Source organism: Amycolatopsis camponoti (genome assembly GCF_902497555.1).
Taxonomy (GTDB): domain Bacteria; phylum Actinomycetota; class Actinomycetes; order Mycobacteriales; family Pseudonocardiaceae; genus Amycolatopsis; species Amycolatopsis camponoti.
Genome location: NZ_CABVGP010000001.1, coordinates 761,502 through 783,452, shown reverse-complemented (window position 1 = coordinate 783,452; position 21,951 = coordinate 761,502). Strand labels below are relative to the sequence as shown.

Genomic DNA, 21,951 nt, shown 5'->3' with positions numbered 1-21,951 from the left:
TGGTCCTCACACCCGCTCGATGATGGTCGCGACGCCCATGCCGCCGCCGATGCACAGGGTCACCAGGGCGCGGCGCGCCTGGCGGCGTTCGAGCTCGTCGACCACGGTGCCGACCAGCATCGCGCCGGTGGCGCCGAGCGGGTGGCCCATGGCGATCGCGCCGCCGTTGACGTTGACCTTCTCCTCGTCGAGGTGCAGGTCCTTGATCCACTTGAGCACGACGGACGCGAACGCCTCGTTGAGCTCCCACAGGTCGATGTCCTCGGGCTTGAGGCCCGCGGTCTTCAAGACCTTTTCGGTGGCCGGCGTGGGGCCGGTGAGCATGATCGTCGGCTCGGAGCCGATCGACGCGGTGGCCACGATCCGGGCGCGCGGCGTCAACCCGAAGGTCTTGCCGATCTGCTCGGAGCCGACCAGCACCAGCGCGGCGCCGTCGACGATGCCGGAGGAGTTGCCGCCGGTGTGGACGTGGTTGATGCGCTCGACCGAGTGGTACTTCTGCAGCGCGACGGCGTCGAAGCCGCCGAGCTCGCCGATGCCGGCGAAGGCGGGCTTGAGCTTGCCGAGGCTCTCGACGGTGGAGCCGGGGCGGCGGTGCTCGTCGTGGTCCAGGACGGTCACGCCGTTGATGTCCTTGACCGGGACGACGGACTTGGCGAAGTAGCCGCCGGACCAGGCCGCTTCGGCGCGGTCCTGCGAGCGGACGGCCCAGCGGTCGACGTCCTCGCGGGAGAAGCCCTCGATGGTCGCGATCAGGTCGGCGCCGGTGCCCTGCGGGACGATGTAGTTGTCGTACGCGGTGGCCGGGTCCATGAAGAGCGCGCCGCCGTCGGAGCCCATCGGCACGCGCGACATCGACTCGACGCCGCCGGCGATGATCAGGTTGTCCCAGCCGGAACGGACCTTCTGCGCGGCGGTGTTGGTGGCCTCCAGGCCGGAGGCGCAGAAGCGGTTGAGCTGCACACCCGCGACGGTCTCGGGCAGGCCCGCGTTCAGCGCGGCGGTGCGCGCGATGACGGCGCCCTGCTCGCCGACCGGGGAGACGACGCCGAGTACGACGTCGTCGATCACCGCGGGGTCGAGGTTCGGGTGGCGGACCTTGAGTTCGTTGATCAGGCCGACCACCAGGTCGACCGGCTTGGTGCCGTGCAGGGCACCGCCCTTGTTCTTGCCGCGAGGCGTGCGGATCGCCTCGTAGATGTAGGCCTCGCTACTCACAGAACAACTCCTCGCGAGCGGGTGGGACGTCTTCGTACCGTGGCCGATGATACCGACCAGTAGCGCTAATGGCCATTAACATATCGTCGGATAACCCCATGGTGTCAATGGGTTGCGGGTGTGCTGTTAGCCGCTATCGTCGACTCACCATGACCGACTCCGTACGTAGTGCGCGCCCCCGCGACCGCAAGGCCCAGCTGGCCGCGGTGGCAGCGGAGCTGTTCCGCGCCCGCGGCTTCCCCGGAGTCGGCATCAAGGACATAGCGGACGCGGCGGGCGTCACCGGCCCGGCGATCTATCGGCACTTCGCGGACAAGCAGGCGATCCTGGCTTACGTCGTACTAAGCGGCTTCGAGGACCTCGAGGCGGCGACAGCGGAGGCCCTGTCGGACTCGGTTTCGCCCGCTGACCAGCTGGAATCCCTCCTCGGCCGGCTCGCGACGCAGGCCGTCGAGCGCCGGGAGATCGCGGCACTGTGGCGCTGGGAGGGACGTCATCTCCCGAAGGAGGACCAGCGCGAGATCGCCCGCCGTTCGACGCTGGCGCTGACGACGTGGTCGAAAGCGCTGATGACTCGACGCCCGGACTTGCCCGCCGAGGACGCCGAATTGCTCTGCTGGGCGGCGCTGTCGGTGTTCGGCAGCGTGAGCGTCCACCACACGTCGGTGGCGCGCCGCCGGTTCGCTGCACTGCTGGTCGAATTGGCCCTCGGTGTGCTCAACGCCACACTCCCTTCGCCGTCCCAACTATCGCCTTCTTCGACACTGAGCTTGGGCACACCTTCTCGCCGCGAACAGGTCCTGGCGGCGGCAACGGGGCTGTTCGCCCAGCGAGGCTTCCACGACGTGAGCATGGAGGACATCGGCGCGGCGACGGGCATCGCGGGCCCGAGCGTCTACCGCCACTTCCCGAGCAAGGCGGCTTTGATGGTGGCGATCGGCCACCGCGCGGCCGATCGCCTGGCACTGGCGGCCGAACGAGCCCTGCAGACGTCCGACGAGCTTTCCGCCCTGCGGCGGCTGGCGGCGTCGTACGTACACACGATCCTGCACACGCCGGAGCTGCTGGTGTCGTTCTCGGCAGACCGGGTGACGATGCCCGATCGCGACAAGGCCGATCTGCTGCGCGTGCAGCGGGACTACGTCGCCCAGTGGGTGACGCTGCTTTCGTCGGTGCGACCCGAGTTGCCCCCGCGAGAAGCGAAGATCACGGTCCACGCGGCGCTGACCATCGCGAACGACCTGGCCCGAACCCGCCGACTGGCAGCCAGGCCCAACTTCGAGGCCGAACTGACGGCGTTGCTGCACACGATTCTCGGTGTCGCGGACTAGACCATAGCCGCGGTAGCCATTGTAACGACAAAGGGACAATCAACGCCGAATTGCACCCTGGTCGTACCCAAGCGCAACACCCTCATAACACTGCGTGTCCAATTTGGCATCCCTGGCCGAGCTGTCACCCCTGTCGAAAGCGTGTTCGATCACAGCCTTACTTGCAAAACCTCACTGTCAGCGTAAACGCTTAGATGGGGTCACCCTATTGGAGTAGCGTACGACGTGATAACTTACGCTGGGTTCCCATCGATTCGGTAGTTACGGAAGAGGAAAAATCGGCATGCGATCGCCCGATGGCAATGAGCGACCGGGGATCAAATCCGAACTCCTCGACCTGAGCGCGTTCTCACTGTCGGAATTGCGAAAACTCGACCCCGTCGCGTTTCGCCGTTCGATTCGTCACGCCGTGGACCGGACCGCTCACATCCCGGTGACCGCGAGCGGCAGCGGCGGCGCCAAACGCGTCGACTGAAGGCGCCCCGGAGAGCTCATGGTGCACACGAAGAATCACGTGACGTCCGTTCCGGACCTGCACTCGGTTTCCTGGGACACCTTCGACAAGCTGGCCACCGGCGCCGACGGGACGACAACCTGGAGCGTGCTGCGCAGCGCCGATCGCAGCCGCCGGTTGCTTCTGCTGTCCGGTCTCGTGAACCTGGCGAAGGCGGACGAAAGCGTCGCAGGTCCGCTCATCTCCGTCGAAACAGCCTGGGATCTACTGGTCCGGGCTGAGGAAACCGAACCGGAAGCGCTGGAGCGGGTGATCGCCCACCCCTATACGGGGAGCTGGGCGGGATACACGACCCGCCTGATCGAGCAGGGACTGACCGGCGAGTGCCCACTCTGGGTCCACTACGGCTACCTCCACACCCTGGCCGCAGCCGCGGCGATCCATGCGGGCCTGCAGTTCACCATCCGGGTACCGGTCTGGAACGGCACCGTCGTACTGCCGACCCTGGGTGCCGCTCGGTTGGACGAAGGCGACGGGTTCACGACCGCCGAAGTGCACGGGGCGGCCGGATCCTTCACGATCACCGGCGATCGCTCCCAGGCCGCACCCGGTACAGCAGCCTGGAACCCGCTTCGAGAGTTCCGCTTCGAGACCGGGGGCCGGGTTCTGGCACTGCGGCTCGACGATCTGGACCCGCATCGAGGGCTCTACCACCCGATTCCGCCGGACCGGCTGACGGAGGCCGAAGCGGCGAACTGGCGGGACCTGCTTGACGAGGCGTGGCGACTGATCGTCGAACACCTGCCTGAGTACGCGGAGATTCTGCCTGCAGGTCTGATATCGATCGTGCCGAACCCAGCCGTCCCGTTCCGGCTCCCCAGCGCGTCGACGGGCGAAGCTTTCGGGAGCGCAGTCATCGCCGAGCCCGAGGCCGAAGAGCCCGCTACGCTCGCTGCAGCCTTGGTGCACGAATTCCAGCACATCCGGTTGGGTGGCCTGTTGCAATTGGCGCGGCTGCACGACGACGACCGCACCGAACGGCTCTACGCCCCGTGGCGGGAAGACCCACGCCCGCTCAGTGGGCTGGTGCACGGGGTCTACGCGTTCTTCGGCGTTTCGGCCTTCTGGCGCGCGCTGTCACGAGCGCACCCGGAAGACCGGTTGGCCGCCTTCGAGTTCGCTCACTGGCGCGCGCAGACATGGCAGACCCTCGAATCAATCCGGAACGACGCCGCGCTGACCGACGCGGGACGACGGTTCCTGGACGAACTCGCCACCGTTTTGGGCCCGTGGCAAAACGAACCAGGCGCCCCTGAAGCAGTGCACTGGGCGGAGAAGCTGGCCGCAGACCACTATGCCGGCTGGCGGCTCCGTCACATCCGCCCCGAGCCGGAATTGATCGCGGATTTCGCTCGCGCCTGGCTTGAAGGTGAGCCCTGCCCGCGCGTGATTCCGGGCGGCCGTCTCGACACCGTTTCGGACGGGGAGTGGGCGAACGCCCGTGCCGATCTGATCCGGGTCCGGTTCGGCCGGGACGGCGAACGCCGGCTGTCGCAGGTCTGGTCGCAGGTGCCGGGCGCGCTCGATGGCGACCACCAGTGGATCGCCGGCTCGGACGACGTGGCCCGGACCGCATACCGAGCCGTGCTCGACCAGGATCCGGAGCACGCCGCGGCGCTGATCGGCCTCGGCCTTTCCCTGCCGGCCGGGCCGGCCACGCACGCCTTGCTCGGTGTGCCGGAACTGGTCCGCGCAGTGCACCGGGTGTTGCGTGATGCGGGAAAGTCACCAGCGTTCGACGAACTGGCCGGCTGGATCGGCGAAGCGCAGGCTTGACCGGGCTACAACGGCATCGGATCGATGTCGCACTCCGCTCGCACCGCGTTCTCCGCCGCCGTGATCGCCGGATGGCCGGGGCGCAGCACCCGGTCGGCCACGACGAGCACGTCCCGGTGCTGGCTCAACGCTTCGCGGACGCGGCCGAGCCGCTCGAGGTCCAGGGCCCGGTTGAGCCGCGCGGCGAGAGTGGTGGGGTGACTCTCGGGCAGAGCCCGGCGCAGCCGCGCCAGCGTTTCGGTGTTCATCCGCAGGGACCGCTGCACGTCGCCGAGCGCGAACCAGTCGTTCGCCGTGTTGATCGCGCAAGCCAGGACGTGCGGGTGGGCCGGGCCCAGCCGATCACGCAGGCCGGAGAGCGCGCGCTCGTCCCGGGCCAGCGAGTTCGCCGGCTCGCCGAGCAGACGCAGAGTGACGCCGATGTCGGCTTCGGCAGCCAACGTGTGCGGGTGCCGGTCACCCAGGCTGCCCCGGTACAGCGACAGCGCCTGTTCGCCCAGCTCCAGCGATGCCGTCAGGTCACCGGCGTTGCGCAAGTCGATCGAATGGGCGAGCGCGCAGGCCATCGCGTTGGGGTGGTCCGATCCGTACTTGAGCCGGAACCGCTCCAGTGCGCTGCCCGAAAGGATCAGCGCCGCCTCGTGGTAGCCGTCTTTGCGGTGCGCCACTGCGAGGTGGAAGTCCCGGCGGATGACGCCATCGGTTTCCGAACTGAACAGACCGCGGACGCGTTCCACGACCTTCTCCTGCTCGATCCGCGCCCATGAGTAGTCACCGAGCTCGCGTCGGCAGATGATCATGATGTTGAGCGTGAGGATGGTTTTCCAGTTGTCGTACCCCAAGGACTCCGATCGACGCTCGTAGGTGTCCTCACCGAGCCAGCGAGCCTGCTCGTAGTCGCCGGCAAGCAGGAGTGAGACGACCAGGTCGTGGGCCGCTTCGAGTGCGGTCGGATCGTCGTCACCGAACAACGAGCGAACCTTTTCATAGGTCTGCCGGTTGAGGTCACGGGCGGCGAAGAAGTCGCCGTTGGACTTCAGTCCGGTCGCCACCAGCACTTCGGCGCCCAGCGCCTGTTCCGATTCCGGGCCGAAAGTCCGCCGGTAGAGCCGCAACGTCCGCCTGCTGACCTCCGACGACGCCTCGTATCGACCGAGCACCCAGAGCACGAATCCGAGTTGCTCAGACGCGGCGAGCGTCTGCGGGTCCTCGGCGCCGTACCGCTCCGTCCAGGCGGCGACGACCTCTTCGGACAGGGCGAGCGCGCCCATGTGGTCACCGGAGAAGTGCAGGAACTTCAGCAGGTTGAGCACCAACCGCCGAACCCACCGATCGGCGCAGTCGATCAGCCCGGCGTGCCGGAGGTGTGGCAACACCATCTGGTACTGCGGCCACTGCCGGGCCGTCTCGGGGTCGTTCGGATCGAGGTTGCCGAGCAGGAGATGAGCTCCGTGCTGCATTTTTTCGCGAGTCTCATCCGTCATCATCGCCCGTAACGCCAGCTGCGCGAGCCGATGCAGGAGCAATGTGCCGCTTCGGTGGTCCAGCTTCGCCAGCCTGCATCGGTTGATCTCCCGAAGCGCCCGATCCAGCAGGACGGGGTCACGCATCGCGATGTCCAGCTCCGGCGCGATCGACACTCCGCGAACCCCGGCGAACAGGCTGCGGGAAATCGGTTCGGCGGCGAAGAACGCGCACACCTGGAGCAGCTGGTGTGCAGCCGGGTTCCGGGTCGAGAGCCCGTCGAAGGAGACGTTCCAAGCCGCCGTCACGGAGACCTCGTAGTCCGTCGGCCGCGGAGACAAAGTCAAGAGCTCGGCCATCTTCTCGTCGAGCAGCCGGGTGTAGTCGGCCACCGGCATGCCGGTCTCGGCACGCCATGCTGCGGCCTGAGCCAACGCGATCGGCAGGTCCCCCAGCTTCTCCGCCAGCGCCTCGGCATCGGCGGTCGTGACCGCGCCGTCCCGGCGGCGCAGGAGGTCGACGCTCTCGGCGCGGGAGAACCGGTCGACCTCGATCAGCTCCGCCGGGAAGGACTCGGAGGCGGCATCGCGTGCGGTGACCAGAATCCGTCCTGGCCCGCCGACCGGGAGGAACGGTAGGAGGAACTCGGGTTCGTCAGCCGCGTCGAAAACGATCAGCCAGCGGCGGTACGGCTCGCCGGCGCGAAGCGCCTCCAGGACGGCTGGTACCGCGGCGACCGCCTCGTCCGCGTCCGACAGGCGTAGTTGCCGGGCGAGTTCCATCAAGGACGCCCGGATCTGGTTCTCCTGCGTCGCACTGACCCACCACACGAGGTCGTGGTCACGGAGCCGCCGGTAGATGTATTCGACCGCGAGCTGGGTCTTGCCGAGGCCGCCCGGACCGTGCAGGATCGCGCTGCCGGCCGAATCCAGGCTCGCACCGAGCCGGTAGAGCAGGTCCCAGCGGCCGACGAACTCCGGGTTGCGCGCGGGGACCGCGCCCCAGATCACCGGTGCGTCGGTGGTGATCCGCCGGACTCGGCGCAGCGATGTCGCCGCTTCTTCCCGGACGTTCTCGACCAGCCGCTCATCCGCGACCTCCGGTTCGGCTGCCGCCGGCGGGCCTACGTCTTCCGCGGCGTCGTCCTCCCCGGCGGCGCTGCTCTCCGCCACCGCGACCGCGAGTTCCCGCTCCCGCTCGTGCAGCCGTTCGGCGCGCCAGGCGTACGGCCCGGAAAGCGCGCGCATCACCACTCGCTCGAGGGTGACGTCAGCGCCCTCCTCGGGCAGGGCCGCGCGGTTGGGATCGGCCAGCGCGTCCGCGATTCTCAGCAGCACGGGGTGCTGCTCGCCGAACCGCTCTCCGGTCGCGACGACCACCTGCACGGTCTCCGAACGCCGTCCGGCCGTAAGCAGCGCTTCGCGGACCGAGGCCGGGAATTCGAAGACCGCATCGTCCCCGATGAGGTCCGTCTGCGGACCGAGGAGCCCGCTGGTGAACACTTCGGCGAGATGTGACGTGTCGGCCTCGGGCACGAGTTCCGCTCGCACGAACCGGGCGATCGGCAGGCTGACCGGAACCGCGGCCAGCAGGGTCGCGAGCCGGAACGCCGGTGGCGTCGCGGTGCCGAGGAACCGGCGGACCCGCTCCTGGGCCGTCGGCGGTCTGACCGGCTCTTCGTCGTCCCCCGTCTCGGGCATCGGCTGATCACGCGCGAGCAGGACCGTACCCTGCACCGCGTCGGTGACCGAGCGCGAAATGAGCCGCACCCACCAGCTGAACCACCTCCCGCCCAGCTCGAGGACCGGGATCGGCACCGCGCCGTTGAGGGCCTTTTCGGGGTCTGCCATGGTCATCCAGGCGTCCGGCAGGTCGAACCCGTAGCGGCGGTTCGGCCGGAACGGACCTGGTGACGTCAGCAACGCCCGGTGCAGCGGGATGCCGGCCTTCTTCCACATGTGCTGGGGCAGCAGGTGAACCAGAGCGACCGGCATGCCCCTGCTCCACTGCGCGAGCAGCGGCGAAACCAGGTCGCGTCGCCACGCCTCGCCGACCCCGTCGGTCAGGACGAGCATGAGCCGGTCGCCGTACCAGTCCAGGAGTTCGGCCACGCTGTGCTGCGGCGCGTCCGGAGTGCCGCCACGCAGCACCGGGGCCAGGGAGCCGTCGGTCGCCCGGGTCTCCGTTTCCAGGTACCGGATCCGGACGGTCCGGAACGCCCCGAGCTGTTGCACCAGCTTGAGGAACGAGCGAACTTCCCGCTGCCACAAAGCCATCGACGACCCGGCGTCGACCACCACCGTCAGGTCCAGGACACGGGTCGTCGTGACAGGTTGGAGTACCGGAAGCCAGAGACCGTCCTGGACCGCTTGTTCGGCGGTCTGTACCTCGTCCAACTGGACATCGCCGACCCGTGACGAGGGACGCAGCTGTTTCAACGGACGGAGGGCCCGCAGGATGTCGGGACCACCGAGCATCGTCGACGATCTCGGCGTCCGCCCGTTCCCGGCTGGCCGCTCGCCGCGCCCGTTGACGTCCCGCGCGAACGCCCCGACGACCGCGCGGCGCCGAGGCCCGGTGACGGGACCAGGCTCCCCGTCCGACGGAGACGGCGGATCCGCGACCGGAGCCGGCTCGGGTTCCGGGTGCGGTGCCTCCGGCTCAGGTGGGCCGGTATCACTGGAAGCCGGTTCCGATTCGCCGGTCTGCCGTGCCACGGGCTCCCCGAGCACCGCCGCGAGCCAGATCGCGTCCGCGACTTCACTCCACGACAGGGCCCCTACGTGCACCGGACGCTTTGACGGCTCCCCAGCCATCTCACGGCACCACGGAGTTCAACTGCCGCCAGATCGCGTCCATCAACCGGGGCCAGGACTCACCTTCCTCGTGGTAGGCGCCCGAAGTCGCCAGGTAGACCGCCTCGAGGAGCTTGTCGACTGGCAGCCCGCCGAAGGCCTCACTGCGGCTGACGAACTCTTCGATGATGCGGGACCGGTGGGTGTCACTCGGGTCGAGCGCGTGCGCCGCCACCATCGCGGCCAGCTGTTCGATGTCCGGATCCTGGATTTCGAGCCGGAGACACCGGCGCAGGAAAGCCGGCGGAAAGTCGCGGTCGCCGTTGCTGGTGATCACGACGAACGGGAACGCGGCGCACCGGACCCGGCCGTCCGGGATCGTGGCCTTCGTATCCGGGTCCGCCGTGAAGACCTCGACTTCGCGACTGCGGCTGCGCATCCGCACCAGCTCGGGGATCAGGAACTCGCCGTCCTCGAACAGGCTGAGCAGGTCGTTGGGCAGATCCGCCTCGCTCTTGTCCAGTTCGTCGACCAGGAGCACCCGTGGCTGTCGGCGGGGCAGGAAGACCGTGCCGAGTTCGCCGAGCCGCAGGTACTCGCCGATCGGCGGCTCCTGGTCGCCGTCTCGCCGGTCGGCGACGCGCGCGCCAGCTGCCTGAGCACGGCCGATCGCGTCGTAGTTGTAGAGACCGTCTTTGAGAGTGGTGTGAGAGGTGATCGGCCACCGCAGCACCCGGCCCAACCTCAGCTCCCGCGCCACCCGGTACGCGAGGCTCGACTTCCCGCTTCCCGGGCGGCCGGTCACCAGCAGGGGACGACGCAGGTACAGCGCCGCGTTGACCATGTCTATCTCGTGTGGGTCGACGTGCCGGGGCGGCAGCCGATGCTCGGAACCCAGTCGCCGGTCCGCCTCGCCCTCGTCCTGCGGCACGACGTCCTCCGTCGGCAACGGCCCGCCGTTGAACGCCCGCCATGGCGGCGGCGGTGGAAGCAGGTCGGCCAGGGAGACATCGTGAAGGGGATGGCCGGTGCCGCGGTAGATCCACCAGGCCGGCCGCTCAGGATGCTCTACCGCGTTCATCTGAATCCTCCCGTATCGCGTCCGGCAGGTAAGGACCGTCGTCCAGGAAAAGCAATCTGCTCGGGTCGTCCCACAGGACGACCAGATCACGGGCGATCCGCAGGTCGACCGGAATGGTTACCTCGCGGAACGCCGCCCGCCGGGAATCCTGGGTCCGTGCGGGCAGGTCACCGAGACCATTACTGCCGAGGAGCCACGCGACAACCTCGTGCAGAACGTCGATGGCGGCGTCCGGGTGCCACAACAGCACGGGAATCCCGGAACGCAAACCCGTCGCCATCTCGTCCCCGCCGGGGCGCGGCCGCGCCGGCGGCGGACCGGCGAGGACCATCATCAACCACTTCCCGTCGCTGAGTATCGCGTCGAGCCGATGGAGCCCGGCGGCGTCCTGCGGTGAGCAGTAGTACACCCGTTCAGGGGACGGATTCCCGCTCATCGCCTCCCAGCGGATTCGCCACGCCCGGTGCCACTGCCGGGAGAACATCCTTTCCAAAGAACGGATGACGATCGGGTAGTCCAGGAACAGCGGCCGGGGATCGCCCGTTTCGTGTTCCTTGCACCACCGGTGCACGGGAAGATTCACGAGCGCACGAGGCAGCACGAATTCGAGCGCCACCTCTTCTCGGTATTCCGACCAAGCTCGTTCCGCGTCGACGATCAACTGGTCGACGTGGTACTCGAGGTCCGCGCCGCGGATGGTGGCGATGCCGCCTCTTGCCGGTGGCCACTCTTGCGGATCCTCCTGCCGCCAATGGGAAACCACGTGCCGGTCGGGGTCGATCCCATCCAGTTCCACCATGATCACCAGGTGCAGGCGGAGTTCACCACCGCCGTCGTGCGCGCGTTCGGTGCGAAGCTCCCGCAACCGCAACTCTCCCTGCACCCGCCGAGCCTGCCAGGTGTTCCATTCCCGCAATTCGTCACCCAGCGGGCGCGCGCACTTCGCGGCGACCAACTCGACGAAGGCCAGTGCCGGCGGGAGCCCGTGTGCGGGCGTGTTGAACTCGGTCAACAGGCAGAACGCATCCCAGGCGTCATTCGGCTCGGCGGCCGGGCACGTCGCCGGGCTCGCCGCGCGCCGGACGAGGATGCCGAGCCGGGGCGGGGTGAATCCGACCAGCACGGAGCGCAACCATGACAATTCCGAATCCGGCAGGAGGTCGTGCATCCGCGGTTCGTGCACCAGCCGGTGCAAGAGCTCGGATTCCGGGGAACCCGGCCGCAACATGCGTACGGCCCGATCGAGGGCGTGCATCCCGCCATCCGCCCGGGCGCAGGCGTTGACGATATCGATCAGCTGGTCCCGTCCCGTCACGTGTTCCGAAAGGGTCAGCGTGAACCCCAGGTTGTCGTGAATCAATTCCAGCATCAGTGACCGGCTGGGCCGGTCGGCGGCCAGTCCGGCGTTGGCGAGAAGATTGACGATCGCCTCCCGGACCGCTATTCGCACCGTGGACGGGAGGTGCAGCTCCCGGCCCGGTCCGCGGGTTTGCTCACCGGCCGACACCTGACGAACCACCTCCTCGCCCGGGTGCCCGGGACCCGTGATTTTACCCATCGATCCTGGGCGGAATAGGGGCAAAAGATGGACACAAGGTGGTGCGCGGTGGGACAACCGGGCGAATACCACTGAGTCACAACTCTTCGATGATCGCTGCGAGTGCGTCGACCTGCGGGGAGGCCGGCTCCACCATCCTGATCGCGTCCAGCAGGTCGGCGAGGCCACGGGTGAACCGCTGGCAGGTCCTGGCCAGCGCGATCACGTGCAGGCGGTCTTCGGCGTGGTGCGGAACCACGTCCGCGATTTCCCGACGGGGGAACAGGTCGAGCAGGAGGTAGCGGCTTTCCGCCTTCCGGACGCACGGCACCGCGAGCAACGCGTCCACCAACGCAGAAAACACGTCCGCGACCGGCGGGCGCGGCAAATCCCGCACCGGGAACCCGTTGACGGCAGCGCCCAGCAGACGCAGCCAAGCTTCCGTCTTCGTTTCCTTGACCGAAACACGGATGCGGTGGTACGAGGGGGCGTCCGCCGCAGGGTCGGCGCGCACGACATCCTGGTAGAACGAATCCGAAACGATCAGGGCCAGTGCCGCACCGGACCTCTTCAACGCACTCTTCGCTTCCGGTGCGTCCACCAAGCGGAACGCGTGGCTGGTCGCGTCACTGACCGTGCCGTGACTGGCTTGGTAAACCTCGCCGGCGTGGAAGGCCACGCGCAACTGCACGTGCGCTTCTTCGGCGTGCACCGCGTTGTAGCGCCGCAGCTCCGCCAGCATCCGGTCGGGCAACGCGGCCACGAGATCCGCTTTCGCCACCTGGGCGGGCAGTTGGATCATCGCACCGTCACCGGTGTTCTCCCGGAAGAGGACATCCCAGGGCACACCGACCTCCGCGAACGACGTGCGCAAGAGGTTCCAGAACCCGTCGTGCACCACCAGGCGGTGCGCCGTGGTGCGCCTGGGATCGTTGTAGCCGGCGATGTCCAGCGCCATGATCGTCTTGTGGTACGCGGCCGAGTCCATGACCACCGGACCTCCCCGAGTTCGCGGCAGGCTGTCATTGTCACAGGTCAAGCCGTCAGCGGCTATGCTCCACCGACGTCGCGGCATCGCCCGAACGGCGTACGGCCTCCGTCCCTATCGCAATCGCCGGGAATGCGGGACAATACCAAGCGGGCCGACGGGGTCCGTTCTCCCTGTGAGAGGGGAATCGCGATGCAGGCTGCACGCTCCGGCAAGGAAGCGGGAATCGAATCCGCAGTCCTCGATCTCGGTGCGGTACCACTGTCGGAGCTGCGCACCTTGGACGGCAGCGAATTGCGCAAAGCATTGCGACACGCAGCGGAGCGGGTTTCCTTCATCCCGGTGACAGCGAGCGGCAGTGGAGGCGGAGATGGCAAGCGGGTCGACTGACCGTGCCCCCTGACGGCCTGGTCCCCCACCGCTTGTCGTGGACCGATTTCAACGCATTCGCCCGTGGTGCCGGCGGATTGGCCCCAGTGCAGCGCCTTCGCGCTACCGAGCGAAGCAGACGGCTGCTTCTGCTGAGGGGAATAGTCGACCAAGCGGCGAAATCTCCGGAGATTTCCGAGCCACTGCCGTCGCCTGAGTCGGCTTGGGAGTTACTGGCCAGCGTACAACGTCTCGCCCCCACAGCCGTCGAAACGATCTTGTCGCACCCATATGCCGGGACCTGGGCCGGCTATACCACCCGGTTGCGCAAACACGACACGACCGGCATCTGCCCGTTTTGGATACATTTGGGTCATTTGCACTGTTTGGCGGTGGCTGCAGCGGTACGTGCCGGTGTCGTGTTCGAGGCGGAACTCCCCGCCTGGCAGGGAAACGTGTCCCTACCGACACTCGGAATAGTTCGGTTTCACAGCAGCGAGGCATTCGAAGTGACAAAAGCACTCGCTGACGACAACGGGATCACCTTCCGGATGGGGCAGAACACGATTCGGTTGCCGGACGACCTCAGCGTCGAGACCCCGGGCTGGCTACCCGTCCGCTCGATCACCAGCCGGCACAGCGACCGGCAGCTGACGATCAGGCTCGACGATCTCGATCCGTACCGCGGGCTCTACGAACCGATCCCTCCACGAAGGCTCACGGCATTCGAGGTGGAGTCGTGGCGGACCGTCGTCGACGACGCGTGGCGGCTGCTCACCACGCACCTGCCGGATGTTGCCGAAACGCTGCCCGAAAGTCTCTATTCGTTGGTACCGGCTCCTGCGGTCGCTTTCCGGTTGCCCAGTGCATCGACAGGTGAAGCATTCGGCAGTGCGATCGTCGCGTACAGCAGCGATCCCGAGCAACTCGCCGCCGCGCTCGTCCACGAGTCCCAGCACATCCGGCTCGGCGGTGTCCAGCACCTGGCCACTTTGCACACCGACGATCCCCGCGAGCGGTTTTACGCGCCCTGGCGAGACGATCCACGGCCGATCGGTGGTGTGCTGCACGGGATCTACGCGTTCTTCGGTGTAGCAGCCTTTTGGCGGGCGCTGGCCGCGGCCGAACCGGACAACGCGCTGGCATCGTTCGAGTTCGCGTTGTGGCGATCGGCGTCCTGGCGCGCACTGCGCGCGGTGCATCGGGACGAAAGCATGACCGATACCGGACGCCGATTCCTCGACGGGATCGCGACCGAACTCGCACCCTGGCAGGAGGAGCCGGTCGCCTCCGGACCGGAAGCCTGGGCGGTCACCTCCGCGCTCGACCACTACGCGACCTGGCGCCTTCGGCACCTGCGTCCGGACGCCGACACCGTCTCGGTCCTCGCCGAAGCCTGGCACCACGGGGATTCGTGGCCCAAGTTCGGCGAACCACCGGAACCGCGGGCACCGACGCCGGTCCCGGACGGTGGCTGGACCGGGGCCCGGACCGACCTGATCCGGCTCCTTCTTGGTCGGAACGGCAGCGCAGCACTGGACGAGCACGGCCCTCACGTTCCCGGCGCTGCCGGCGCCGATCTGGCGTTACTACACGGGGACAACGAGGCGGCCGTGACGGGTTACCGGAACCTGCTGGTGACGGACCCGGATCTTCCCACCGCGCTCGTCGGTCTCGGGCTGGCCTTGGCGGCGCGCGGCACCGGCCCGGCGGCACGCGCATTGTTGCACCGCCCGGAACTGGTCCGGGCGGTGCACCGAGTCCTGCGCACGAGTACGGCCAAAACACCCGACATCGAAACCGTCGCCGGGTGGATCGGCCGGTTCACCCACTGAACTGGACTACAGCGGCATCGGATCGATGTCACAGTCCGCGCGGACCTTGTGTGACGCCGCCACCGTGCCAGGGTGGGCCTCACCGAGGACGCGGCGGTAGCGGATCAAGACATCTTCGTACAGCTCATCCGCCATCTCCACCTGCCCCAGAGTTCTGAGGTCGAGAGAATAGTTGAGCTGGACCGCCAGAGTCGTCGGGTGATCCTCACCGAGGACCCGGCGCGAGCGCACGAGCAGTTCGGCGTCGCGCTCCGCGGCCTCTTCGACGCGATCCAACGCGGCGAGATCGCTCGCGACATCGATCGCGCACACGATCGTGTGCGGGTGGTCCTCACCCAACTGCTCTCGGAACTCCTCCAGCGAACGTTCGTCCAGGACTCGGGCGCTCGACGGGTCGCCGGACAGCCGCAGAGTCACGCCGAGGTCGAGCGCCGCAGAGAGTGTGTGCGGGTGCTTCTCTCCCAGGCTTTCGCGGTAGAGATCGAAGACTTCCTCGCCTAGCTCACGGGCCCGCGTGAACTCGTGAGCGTGCCGCAGGTCGATCGAGTAGCCGAGAGCACAAGCCAGTGCATTCGGGTGCTTGTTGCCGTACCGGGTGCGGAATCGACGGAGCGCGTCCTCGGAGATGCTGCGTGCCGCGTCGTGGTCGCCGTCCTTCCGGCACGCGACCGCCAGATGATACTTTCGGCGCAGGGTGCTGATGCTGTCCGCACCGTAGAGCTGTTCGATCCTGTCAGTGATCTGCTGCTGCTCGATGCGCGCCCACGGGTAGTCACCCAGCTCACGCCGGGCGATAACCGCCAGGACCTGAGTCGCGACAGTCGATGCGTTGTCGTATCCGAAGACCTCGACACGCCTTCGGTAGGTGTCGATACCCAAATCGTTCGCCTGCTGATAGTCGCCCACCAGAAGCAATGCCGCGACGTAGTCACGGCCGGCGTTCAGCGTGATCGGGTCGTCGTTTCCGAACAAACCCCGCGCCTTGAGGTAGATCTCTTGGTTGCGCTGAGCGGCTTCCGCGAAGTCTCCCCTCGCCTTCAGAATGACCGCGTAGGTCAACGCAGCTCCGAGCGTCTCTTCTCGGTCTGGGCCGATCAGTTCCCGGTAGCGGTCGTAGGTATCGTGGCTGGTACTCGCCGCGTCTTCGTAGCGCCCGCCAGTCCATTGGAAGAATGCCAGCCGCTCAGCCGCTTTCAGCTCCTGCAGCGGCGGATCTTCGATGGGAGCTTCGCCCCTCTTTTGGCGTTCGAGCCGGTCCTGCCCCCACGCCCGCACCGCGCGTTCCGCGAGTGTGAGGGCGCCGTCGTGGTCACCCCAGTGGTAGAGGAACTTCATCAGGTTGATTACCAGCTCCCGCACCCACTGGTCCGTGCACTCGATCAGCTCGGCGTCGTAGATGTGCGGCAGTACTTCCTGGTAGCGCTGCCACTGCCGGGGTGATTGCGGGTCGTTCGGATCGAGGTTGGCCAGCAGTTGGTGTGCACCGTGTCGCATCTCGCTGCGGTGCTGCTCCGACATACGGTTGCGCAGGACCAACTGCACGAGCCGGTGCAGCAAGATGGTGTCGGTGCGGTGGTCGATCTTCGCGAGTCCGAACCGGTGGATGTCGCGAATGGCCCGGCTCAGCTTGATCGGATCACGCAACGCCGTGTCGAGTTCGGGCGAAACGGTGAGCCCGCGAACGCCGGTGAACAAGTTGCGCGACACCGGTTCGGGGGCAAAGAAGGCGCAGACCTGCAGCAGCTGATGTGCTGCGGGGTTGCTGACACTCAGCTGGTCGAAAGACACGTTCCAAGCCGCAGCGACCGAGGTTTCATAGTCCTGCGGGCTCGAGGTCTCGAGGATTTCCGCGACCTTCTCGTCGAACAGCTGCAGGTACTCCCCGGCCCTCATCCCGGTTTCGGCCAGCCAGGCCGCGGCTTGCTCGATAGCCAGCGGCAGGTCGCCCAGCTTTTCGGCGATGCGGTCGGCATCGTCGTCGTCGAGTTGGGGTCCGCGCCTGCTCAGCAGTGTCTTGCTTTCACTGCGCTCGAAGATGGCCACTTCGAGCGGCCGCGCCACTCCCGCCCAGTTCGGGTTGCGGGAGGTCACAAGGATGTCGCCGGTGCCGCCGACCGGGAAGAACGGGCGGACCATTTCCGGGTCTTCGGCCGAGTCGAAAACGAGCAGCCAGCGACGGTACGGCCGACCGAGGCGCAACGCCTCCTTGACCGCGGGCACGGCGGTGTTGGCCTCGTCGGCGCCAGGCAGGCGCAGGTGCTGGGCAAGTTCGGTGAGTGACGCGTGGATCTGGGTCGGGCGGGTGGCTTGGATCCACCAGACGACGTCGTAGTCCTGCAGGTGCCGGTATATGTATTCGGTGGCCATCTGCGTCTTGCCGATGCCGCCCATCCCGTGCAAGGTGGCGGGCAGGACCGCGGTGGTGCCGGCGCCCAATCGGTCGCTTAGCTGGGAGAGCAGCTCGCCGCGCCCGGTGAAGTTCGGGTTGGGCGGCGGAATCGAGCCCCAGACCGGCGGTACCTCTTCACCCGAACGCCTTACCTGGCGCGAAGTGGACGCCCCTACGCTGGCGACAACACTCGCCTGGTCCGCAGTTTTGTCTTTCGTCTCCGAAGAGCGTTCCGTCTGGGCCGGGTCCGCCACGTCCGTGGCTGCGGGCTCGCCAGGGATACCCGACTGCTTGAGTTCCTGCGACATCGTCACCGCCGGGATGTTAGCAGCGCTAACATCGTTATCCATAGTAGGGGAACCCCGCAAACCGGGTGAACCCGGAGAACCCGTGTTCAGTTTAGCCAAACGATCGGCTCGCGATAAGTAAGGACCTGACAACGCACTCATCACATCTCGTTCGAGGGCAATCTCAGCGCGTGACGCCGACTCGGGTTCCGGGTCCGGCGTCGAGTCCGGTTCGACCAGCGCCGCCTGCAGCCGGGCCAGCGTGGGGTTCTGCTCACCGTACTGCCGGGATGCCGCCCGCACCGCGTGCGCGGTATCCGATCTCCGCGCCCCGCTGAGCAGTACTCTCCTGGTCTGACCGGAGAATTCCCACGGGGTGTTGCGGTCCCAGGGCTGCCGATCACCGTCGTGTCGCAGCAGACCGCTCGTGAACACCTCCACGAGGTGATCCGGGCCGGACCCGGGCAGCATCTCCGCCTGCACCGCGGACGCGACGTCGAGGTCGACCGGAACCGCGGCGAGGAGGGTGGCCAGCCGGAACGCCGACGGCGAAGCCTGACTGTGAAAGTCCCTCACTCGATCGCTCGAGTTCACCTCATTCTCACCCGAAGCAAGATTTTCACTCGATTCGGTTACTGTTCCCGCCGTCCGGTCCCGAATCACCATGACCGAACATTTCCGCGGGACATCGGCCCGGCCGGTGACGACCTCCGCCCACCTGCGGAACCACCGTTCTTCCAGTTCCAGAACCGGCACCGCGACGGAGTTCGCGGTCAGTTCCGCCTGGTCGAGCTCGTCGAGCAGGAAATCGGTCAACCGGACGAGGTACGAGGCGTTGGGACGCACCGGTCCCTTGGTCGTGATCTCGGCGTTCTGCGCGTCGACGCCGCCACGGGCCCAGAGCCGCCGGGGCAGCAGGTGCACCACCGCGACCGGGACCTTGCGCCCCCACCGCGCCAGCAAGGGCTGCACGAGGTCGCGCCGCCACGCATCGCTGATCCCGTCGGTCAGGACGAGCATCACCCGCCGTCCGGAGGAGCCGACCGGTTCGCCTGCCCCGCGCGCCGGGCTGTCCGGCGTCCCGCCGCGGAGTACCGGTCCCAGGACCATGCCGCCCTCGGCACGCCCGGTCTTTCCCGTCTCCAGCAGCCGCACCTGGACCGAGCGGAAGATCCCGAGCCGCCGCTGGCACAGTGCGACGAACGCCGCGATGGTCGGAGTCCAGAGCGCCATCGACGGTGCCTGCTCGACCACCAGGGTCAGGTGCAGCCAAGGCACACGGGTTCGTTTGGTGACGGGAAAGACCATCCCCGCTTCCACGCTGCGGTCGACCGTCAGCTCCTCGTCGAGTTCGACGTCTTCCGGATGGCCAGAGGGGACCTTCCGCTTGAACGCCCGGAATGCGCGGACGAGCTTCCCGATGTCGGGTAACGGAGACGTCGCGCCGGCCGACGGTGATTCCTCTCCGCCGTCGAGCAGACCGCCCGCACTCGCGGATGCCCGGCGGTTCCCGAGTTCGGTCAGGACGACCGGCGGCAGGTCGGGGGGCGGCATCCGATCACCGCCGGGCCCAGGTTCTTCTCTCGGGACCATCGGTGGAGGATGCACCGCGGCTGTCTCAGGCGGCTCGTCCCGGGTTGGAGGGTCCGTCGGGGCAGGCGGCTCAGGCTCGTCCGCCGAATTCGCCGCGATGGCGGCCATCAGCCACAATCCGTCGGCGACCTCACTCGCCGTCAGTTCGCGGTCGTCAGGACCACCCGGGATTTCCGGCATTTCAGTGCCCCTGCTGGTTCAGGTGCTGCCAGAGTGCCTCGACCAGGTCCGGCCAGCCCGGGTCGTCCGGCCGGTAGGCCCCGGACGTCGCCAGGAAGATCGCGTCGAGCAGTTTGTCCGCGGGCAGTCCCCCGAGCGCGGTCCGCCGTGCGACGAAGTCCTCGATGAGCACCGCGCGGTGCTTCGGGTCGAGCGCGTGCGCGGCGACGATCTCAGCCAGCTTCGCCGGCCCGGGATCCTTCATCTCCAGGCGCAGGCACCGGCGCAGGAACGCGGGTGGGAAGTCTCGTTCCCCGTTGCTGGTGATGATGACGACGGGGAACGCCGAGCATCGGACGACCCCGTTCTCGATCTCCGCCGTGTGGCCGGGGTCTGCTGTGAACACTTCGGCGACGGGCGTGCGACCGGCGTCTCGCGCGAGCTCCGGGATGAGGAACTCGCCGTCCTCGAAGATCGACAGCAGATCGTGGGGCAGGTCGGATTCGGCCTTGTCCAGTTCGTCGACGAGCAGCACCCGGGGCAGCCGGCGCGGCAAGAACGCCGTCCCCAGTTCACCCAGCCGGAAGAAGTCACCGATGGGCCGATCCTCCGCGCCGGAGCCACGCGCCTGCGACGCCTGCAGGCGGCCGAGGGCGTCGTAGTCGTAGAGCCCGGATCTCAGCGTGGTCTGCGAAGTGACCGGCCAGCGGAGCACGCGCCCCAGTCGCAGCTCACGGGATATCCGGTAGGCCAAGGTCGATTTCCCGCTGCCGGGTTTCCCGGTCACCAGGAGCGGGCGGCGCAGGTACAAGGCGGCATTGACCATGTCGACCTCGGCACGGTCGGCGTGCCCGGCGGTGAAGCTCGGTTCCACGCCCAGGCGCCGGTCGGTCTCGGCGTCGTCCTGGGGCACGTCGGCGGCCGGCGGATCGTCGTCCCGTCGGAAGTCGCGCCACGGCGGTGGTGGCGGCAGCCGATCGGCCAGGTGCGTGTCCTGCAGCGGATGACCGGTACCGCGATAGATCCACCAGTCGTGCGTGCTCTCAGGACGCTCGGTCGTGCTCATCGGCACCCCCTCCCGGAACCGGACCGGTTCCGCCGTCGGCGAGAGGGAGCATCCGGTTCGGGTCGTCCCATAGCACCACCAGATCCCCCAGGATGCCGCCATCCGGGGACGACGACCGATTTCGGAGCACGTCGAGCCGGTGTTTCCTGGTCAGTGCCGGCAAATTCCCCAAATCGTCACTTCCGGCCAACCAGGTTACCACCTCACGCACAACTTCCGAAGAGACCGTAGGGTGCCAAACGACGACCGGCAACCCCGCGCGCAAAGCGGCGAAAAGCTCGTCCCGGCCGGGAATCGGGTTCGCCGGCGGCGTAGTGGTCAACACCGTCATGAGCCACCGCTCGTCGCTGAAAACCGCGTCGAGGTGCTGCTGATCTTCGGTGTCGCCGGGCTCGCAGAAATATACCCGTTCGACGGATGGTTCCTCCGTCCAGGAGGCCCAGCGTCGTCGCCAAACCCGGTGCGAACGCCGGGAACCCATCCGCTCCAGTGAACGAATAACCGTCGGATAAGTCATGTACAACGGCTGCGGCCCACCGAACTCGCGCTCCGTGCGCCAGGTGTGCACCGGAAGATCCAGTAAAGCGCGCGGGAGCACGAACTCGATGGCGACCTCCGCGTCGCTTTCCGACCACGCCTCTTCCGCCGCGGAGATCGTTTTCGCCACTTCGGCTTCGAGTTCCGCCGACGTGGTCACGACGGTTTCCCCGCGAGGTGGCGGCCATTCGTCCGGATCGTCCTGCCGCCAGTGCGAGATCTCGTGCCGATCGGTGTCGACCGGGTCCGGACTGATCATGATCGTCAGGTGCAGCCGGCCTGACCGCAATGGAGTGACCTGCGAACGAAGCTCGCGAAGGGCCCCTTCGAGCCGAAGCCGGTGAGCCTGTCCGTCGGCCCACCTGCGCAGGTTCGCGGCCGGCTGTTCGTCGCATTCGGCCGCGATCAGCTCGGCGAAAGCCACCACCGGTGGCAGCTCTCCGGGCGCGGCGTTGAAGTCCGCAAGGCCGGAGAAAGCCTCCGCCGCGTCCGGGAAGACCGGCACCGGGAAGACGTGCCGGGCGGCGCGGCGAACGGCCGCCCGGAGGCCGGGCGGCGCGAATCCTTCGAGTTGCTGCCGGAACCGCTCCTGCTCCGATTCCGATACCACATCCCGCAGCGGCAAGGAATCCACCAGATCGCGGAACTGCGTGCACTCTTTCGTACCCGGCCGGAGGAATTCGAGCACGTCGGCGAGCGTCGGCAGCCCCTCCTCGATCAAGCAGCACCCGTTGACGATCTCGATCAACTGGGCACGTGGCGCCAGCTGATCCGGCACGGTGAAGGGATTGTCAAGAGCTCGTCGCAACTCCGCGACCATCAATGTGCGGATGGACTTGTCGTCGGCGAAACCCGCGACCACCAGTACGTCCACGAGTGCGCGGCGAATCGCGATGCCGATGGGGGGCCGCCCTTGCCTTGCCGACACCGGCGTACCACCTCCCGCCCCCGCGAAGTGCCCCGAAGATCGGGAGTCTACCTATCAGGCGACGCCGGAAAAGGGGCAAAAGCC

The 21,951-nt window shown here is 67.6% G+C and carries 13 protein-coding genes; 5 read left to right on the top strand and 8 right to left on the bottom strand.

The annotated features are described in order from the left end of the window. Positions 1-6: 6 nt before the first annotated feature. Positions 7-1,218 carry an acetyl-CoA C-acetyltransferase gene (locus AA23TX_RS03760; protein WP_155541188.1) on the bottom strand — a complete coding sequence of 404 codons (1,212 nt, stop codon included), beginning with the start codon at positions 1,216-1,218 and terminating at the stop codon, positions 7-9. Between the two features lie 149 nt (positions 1,219-1,367). Here AA23TX_RS03760 and AA23TX_RS03755 point away from each other — a divergent pair, with 149 nt between their 5' ends. The 3 genes from AA23TX_RS03755 (at position 1,368) to AA23TX_RS03745 (ending at position 4,839) form a co-directional block, all read left to right on the top strand. Then, positions 1,368-2,549, top strand: a complete 1,182-nt coding sequence (locus tag AA23TX_RS03755; RefSeq protein ID WP_155541187.1) for a TetR/AcrR family transcriptional regulator — start codon at positions 1,368-1,370, stop codon at positions 2,547-2,549. Between the two features lie 283 nt (positions 2,550-2,832). Continuing rightward, entirely contained in the window at positions 2,833-3,024 is a 192-nt protein-coding gene (locus AA23TX_RS03750) for a hypothetical protein (protein ID WP_155541186.1), read from the top strand. An 18-nt stretch (positions 3,025-3,042) separates the two neighbouring features. Then, complete coding sequence (locus tag AA23TX_RS03745; RefSeq protein WP_230862331.1) at positions 3,043-4,839, top strand: HEXXH motif domain-containing protein; 1,797 nt, start codon at positions 3,043-3,045, stop codon at positions 4,837-4,839. A gap of 5 nt (positions 4,840-4,844) precedes the next feature. On the opposite strand, the gene fxsT (AA23TX_RS03740) is transcribed toward AA23TX_RS03745, so the two are convergent. The 4 genes from fxsT (AA23TX_RS03740) to AA23TX_RS03725 all read right to left on the bottom strand — a co-directional run bounded on the left by fxsT (AA23TX_RS03740) (position 4,845) and on the right by AA23TX_RS03725 (position 12,704). After that, on the bottom strand, positions 4,845-9,119 hold the full coding sequence (gene fxsT / locus AA23TX_RS03740; RefSeq protein ID WP_155541185.1) for an FxSxx-COOH system tetratricopeptide repeat protein: 4,275 nt from the start codon (positions 9,117-9,119) through the stop codon (positions 4,845-4,847). Between the two features lies 1 nt (position 9,120). Then, positions 9,121-10,179 carry an AAA family ATPase gene (locus AA23TX_RS03735; RefSeq protein WP_155541184.1) on the bottom strand — a complete coding sequence of 353 codons (1,059 nt, stop codon included), beginning with the start codon at positions 10,177-10,179 and terminating at the stop codon, positions 9,121-9,123. Then, complete coding sequence (locus tag AA23TX_RS03730; protein ID WP_230862329.1) at positions 10,157-11,737, bottom strand: VMAP-C domain-containing protein; 1,581 nt, start codon at positions 11,735-11,737, stop codon at positions 10,157-10,159. Before AA23TX_RS03730 ends, AA23TX_RS03735 begins: the two co-directional genes overlap by 23 nt. A 76-nt stretch (positions 11,738-11,813) precedes the next feature. Further along, positions 11,814-12,704, bottom strand: a complete 891-nt coding sequence (locus AA23TX_RS03725; protein ID WP_196425406.1) for an effector-associated domain 2-containing protein — start codon at positions 12,702-12,704, stop codon at positions 11,814-11,816. A gap of 192 nt (positions 12,705-12,896) precedes the next feature. On the opposite strand from AA23TX_RS03725, the gene AA23TX_RS03720 reads away from it, so the two are divergent. Then, positions 12,897-13,094, top strand: a complete 198-nt coding sequence (locus tag AA23TX_RS03720; protein WP_155541182.1) for a hypothetical protein — start codon at positions 12,897-12,899, stop codon at positions 13,092-13,094. Between the two features lie 371 nt (positions 13,095-13,465). Then, a complete protein-coding gene (locus tag AA23TX_RS03715; RefSeq protein ID WP_230862328.1) occupies positions 13,466-14,908 on the top strand; it encodes an aKG-HExxH-type peptide beta-hydroxylase in 1,443 nt (480 codons plus the stop codon). A 6-nt stretch (positions 14,909-14,914) separates the two neighbouring features. On the opposite strand, the gene fxsT (AA23TX_RS49950) is transcribed toward AA23TX_RS03715, so the two are convergent. From fxsT (AA23TX_RS49950) to AA23TX_RS03700, 3 genes are read right to left on the bottom strand one after another with little or no spacing between them, the layout of a single operon-like run. Beyond that, positions 14,915-19,357 carry an FxSxx-COOH system tetratricopeptide repeat protein gene (fxsT, locus tag AA23TX_RS49950; protein ID WP_155541180.1) on the bottom strand — a complete coding sequence of 1,481 codons (4,443 nt, stop codon included), beginning with the start codon at positions 19,355-19,357 and terminating at the stop codon, positions 14,915-14,917. A 1-nt stretch (position 19,358) separates the two neighbouring features. Continuing rightward, the gene (locus tag AA23TX_RS03705; protein WP_155541179.1) at positions 19,359-20,402 is read right to left on the bottom strand and encodes an AAA family ATPase; all 1,044 of its coding nucleotides are present in this window, start codon (positions 20,400-20,402) and stop codon (positions 19,359-19,361) included. Further along, positions 20,380-21,813, bottom strand: a complete 1,434-nt coding sequence (locus AA23TX_RS03700) for a VMAP-C domain-containing protein (RefSeq protein ID WP_230862326.1) — start codon at positions 21,811-21,813, stop codon at positions 20,380-20,382. Before AA23TX_RS03700 ends, AA23TX_RS03705 begins: the two co-directional genes overlap by 23 nt. Positions 21,814-21,951 lie beyond the last annotated feature (138 nt).

Coding starts and splice junctions, on each gene's coding strand:
- AA23TX_RS03755 (WP_155541187.1), top strand. CDS start 1,368: ATGACCGACTCCGTACGTAGTGCGCGCCCCCGCGACCGCAAGGCCCAG.
- AA23TX_RS03750 (WP_155541186.1), top strand. CDS start 2,833: ATGCGATCGCCCGATGGCAATGAGCGACCGGGGATCAAATCCGAACTC.
- AA23TX_RS03745 (WP_230862331.1), top strand. CDS start 3,043: ATGGTGCACACGAAGAATCACGTGACGTCCGTTCCGGACCTGCACTCG.
- fxsT (WP_155541185.1), bottom strand. CDS start 9,119: ATGGCTGGGGAGCCGTCAAAGCGTCCGGTGCACGTAGGGGCCCTGTCG.
- AA23TX_RS03735 (WP_155541184.1), bottom strand. CDS start 10,179: ATGAACGCGGTAGAGCATCCTGAGCGGCCGGCCTGGTGGATCTACCGC.
- AA23TX_RS03730 (WP_230862329.1), bottom strand. CDS start 11,737: ATGGGTAAAATCACGGGTCCCGGGCACCCGGGCGAGGAGGTGGTTCGT.
- AA23TX_RS03725 (WP_196425406.1), bottom strand. CDS start 12,704: ATGGACTCGGCCGCGTACCACAAGACGATCATGGCGCTGGACATCGCC.
- AA23TX_RS03720 (WP_155541182.1), top strand. CDS start 12,897: ATGCAGGCTGCACGCTCCGGCAAGGAAGCGGGAATCGAATCCGCAGTC.
- fxsT (WP_155541180.1), bottom strand. CDS start 19,357: ATGCCGGAAATCCCGGGTGGTCCTGACGACCGCGAACTGACGGCGAGT.
- AA23TX_RS03705 (WP_155541179.1), bottom strand. CDS start 20,402: ATGAGCACGACCGAGCGTCCTGAGAGCACGCACGACTGGTGGATCTAT.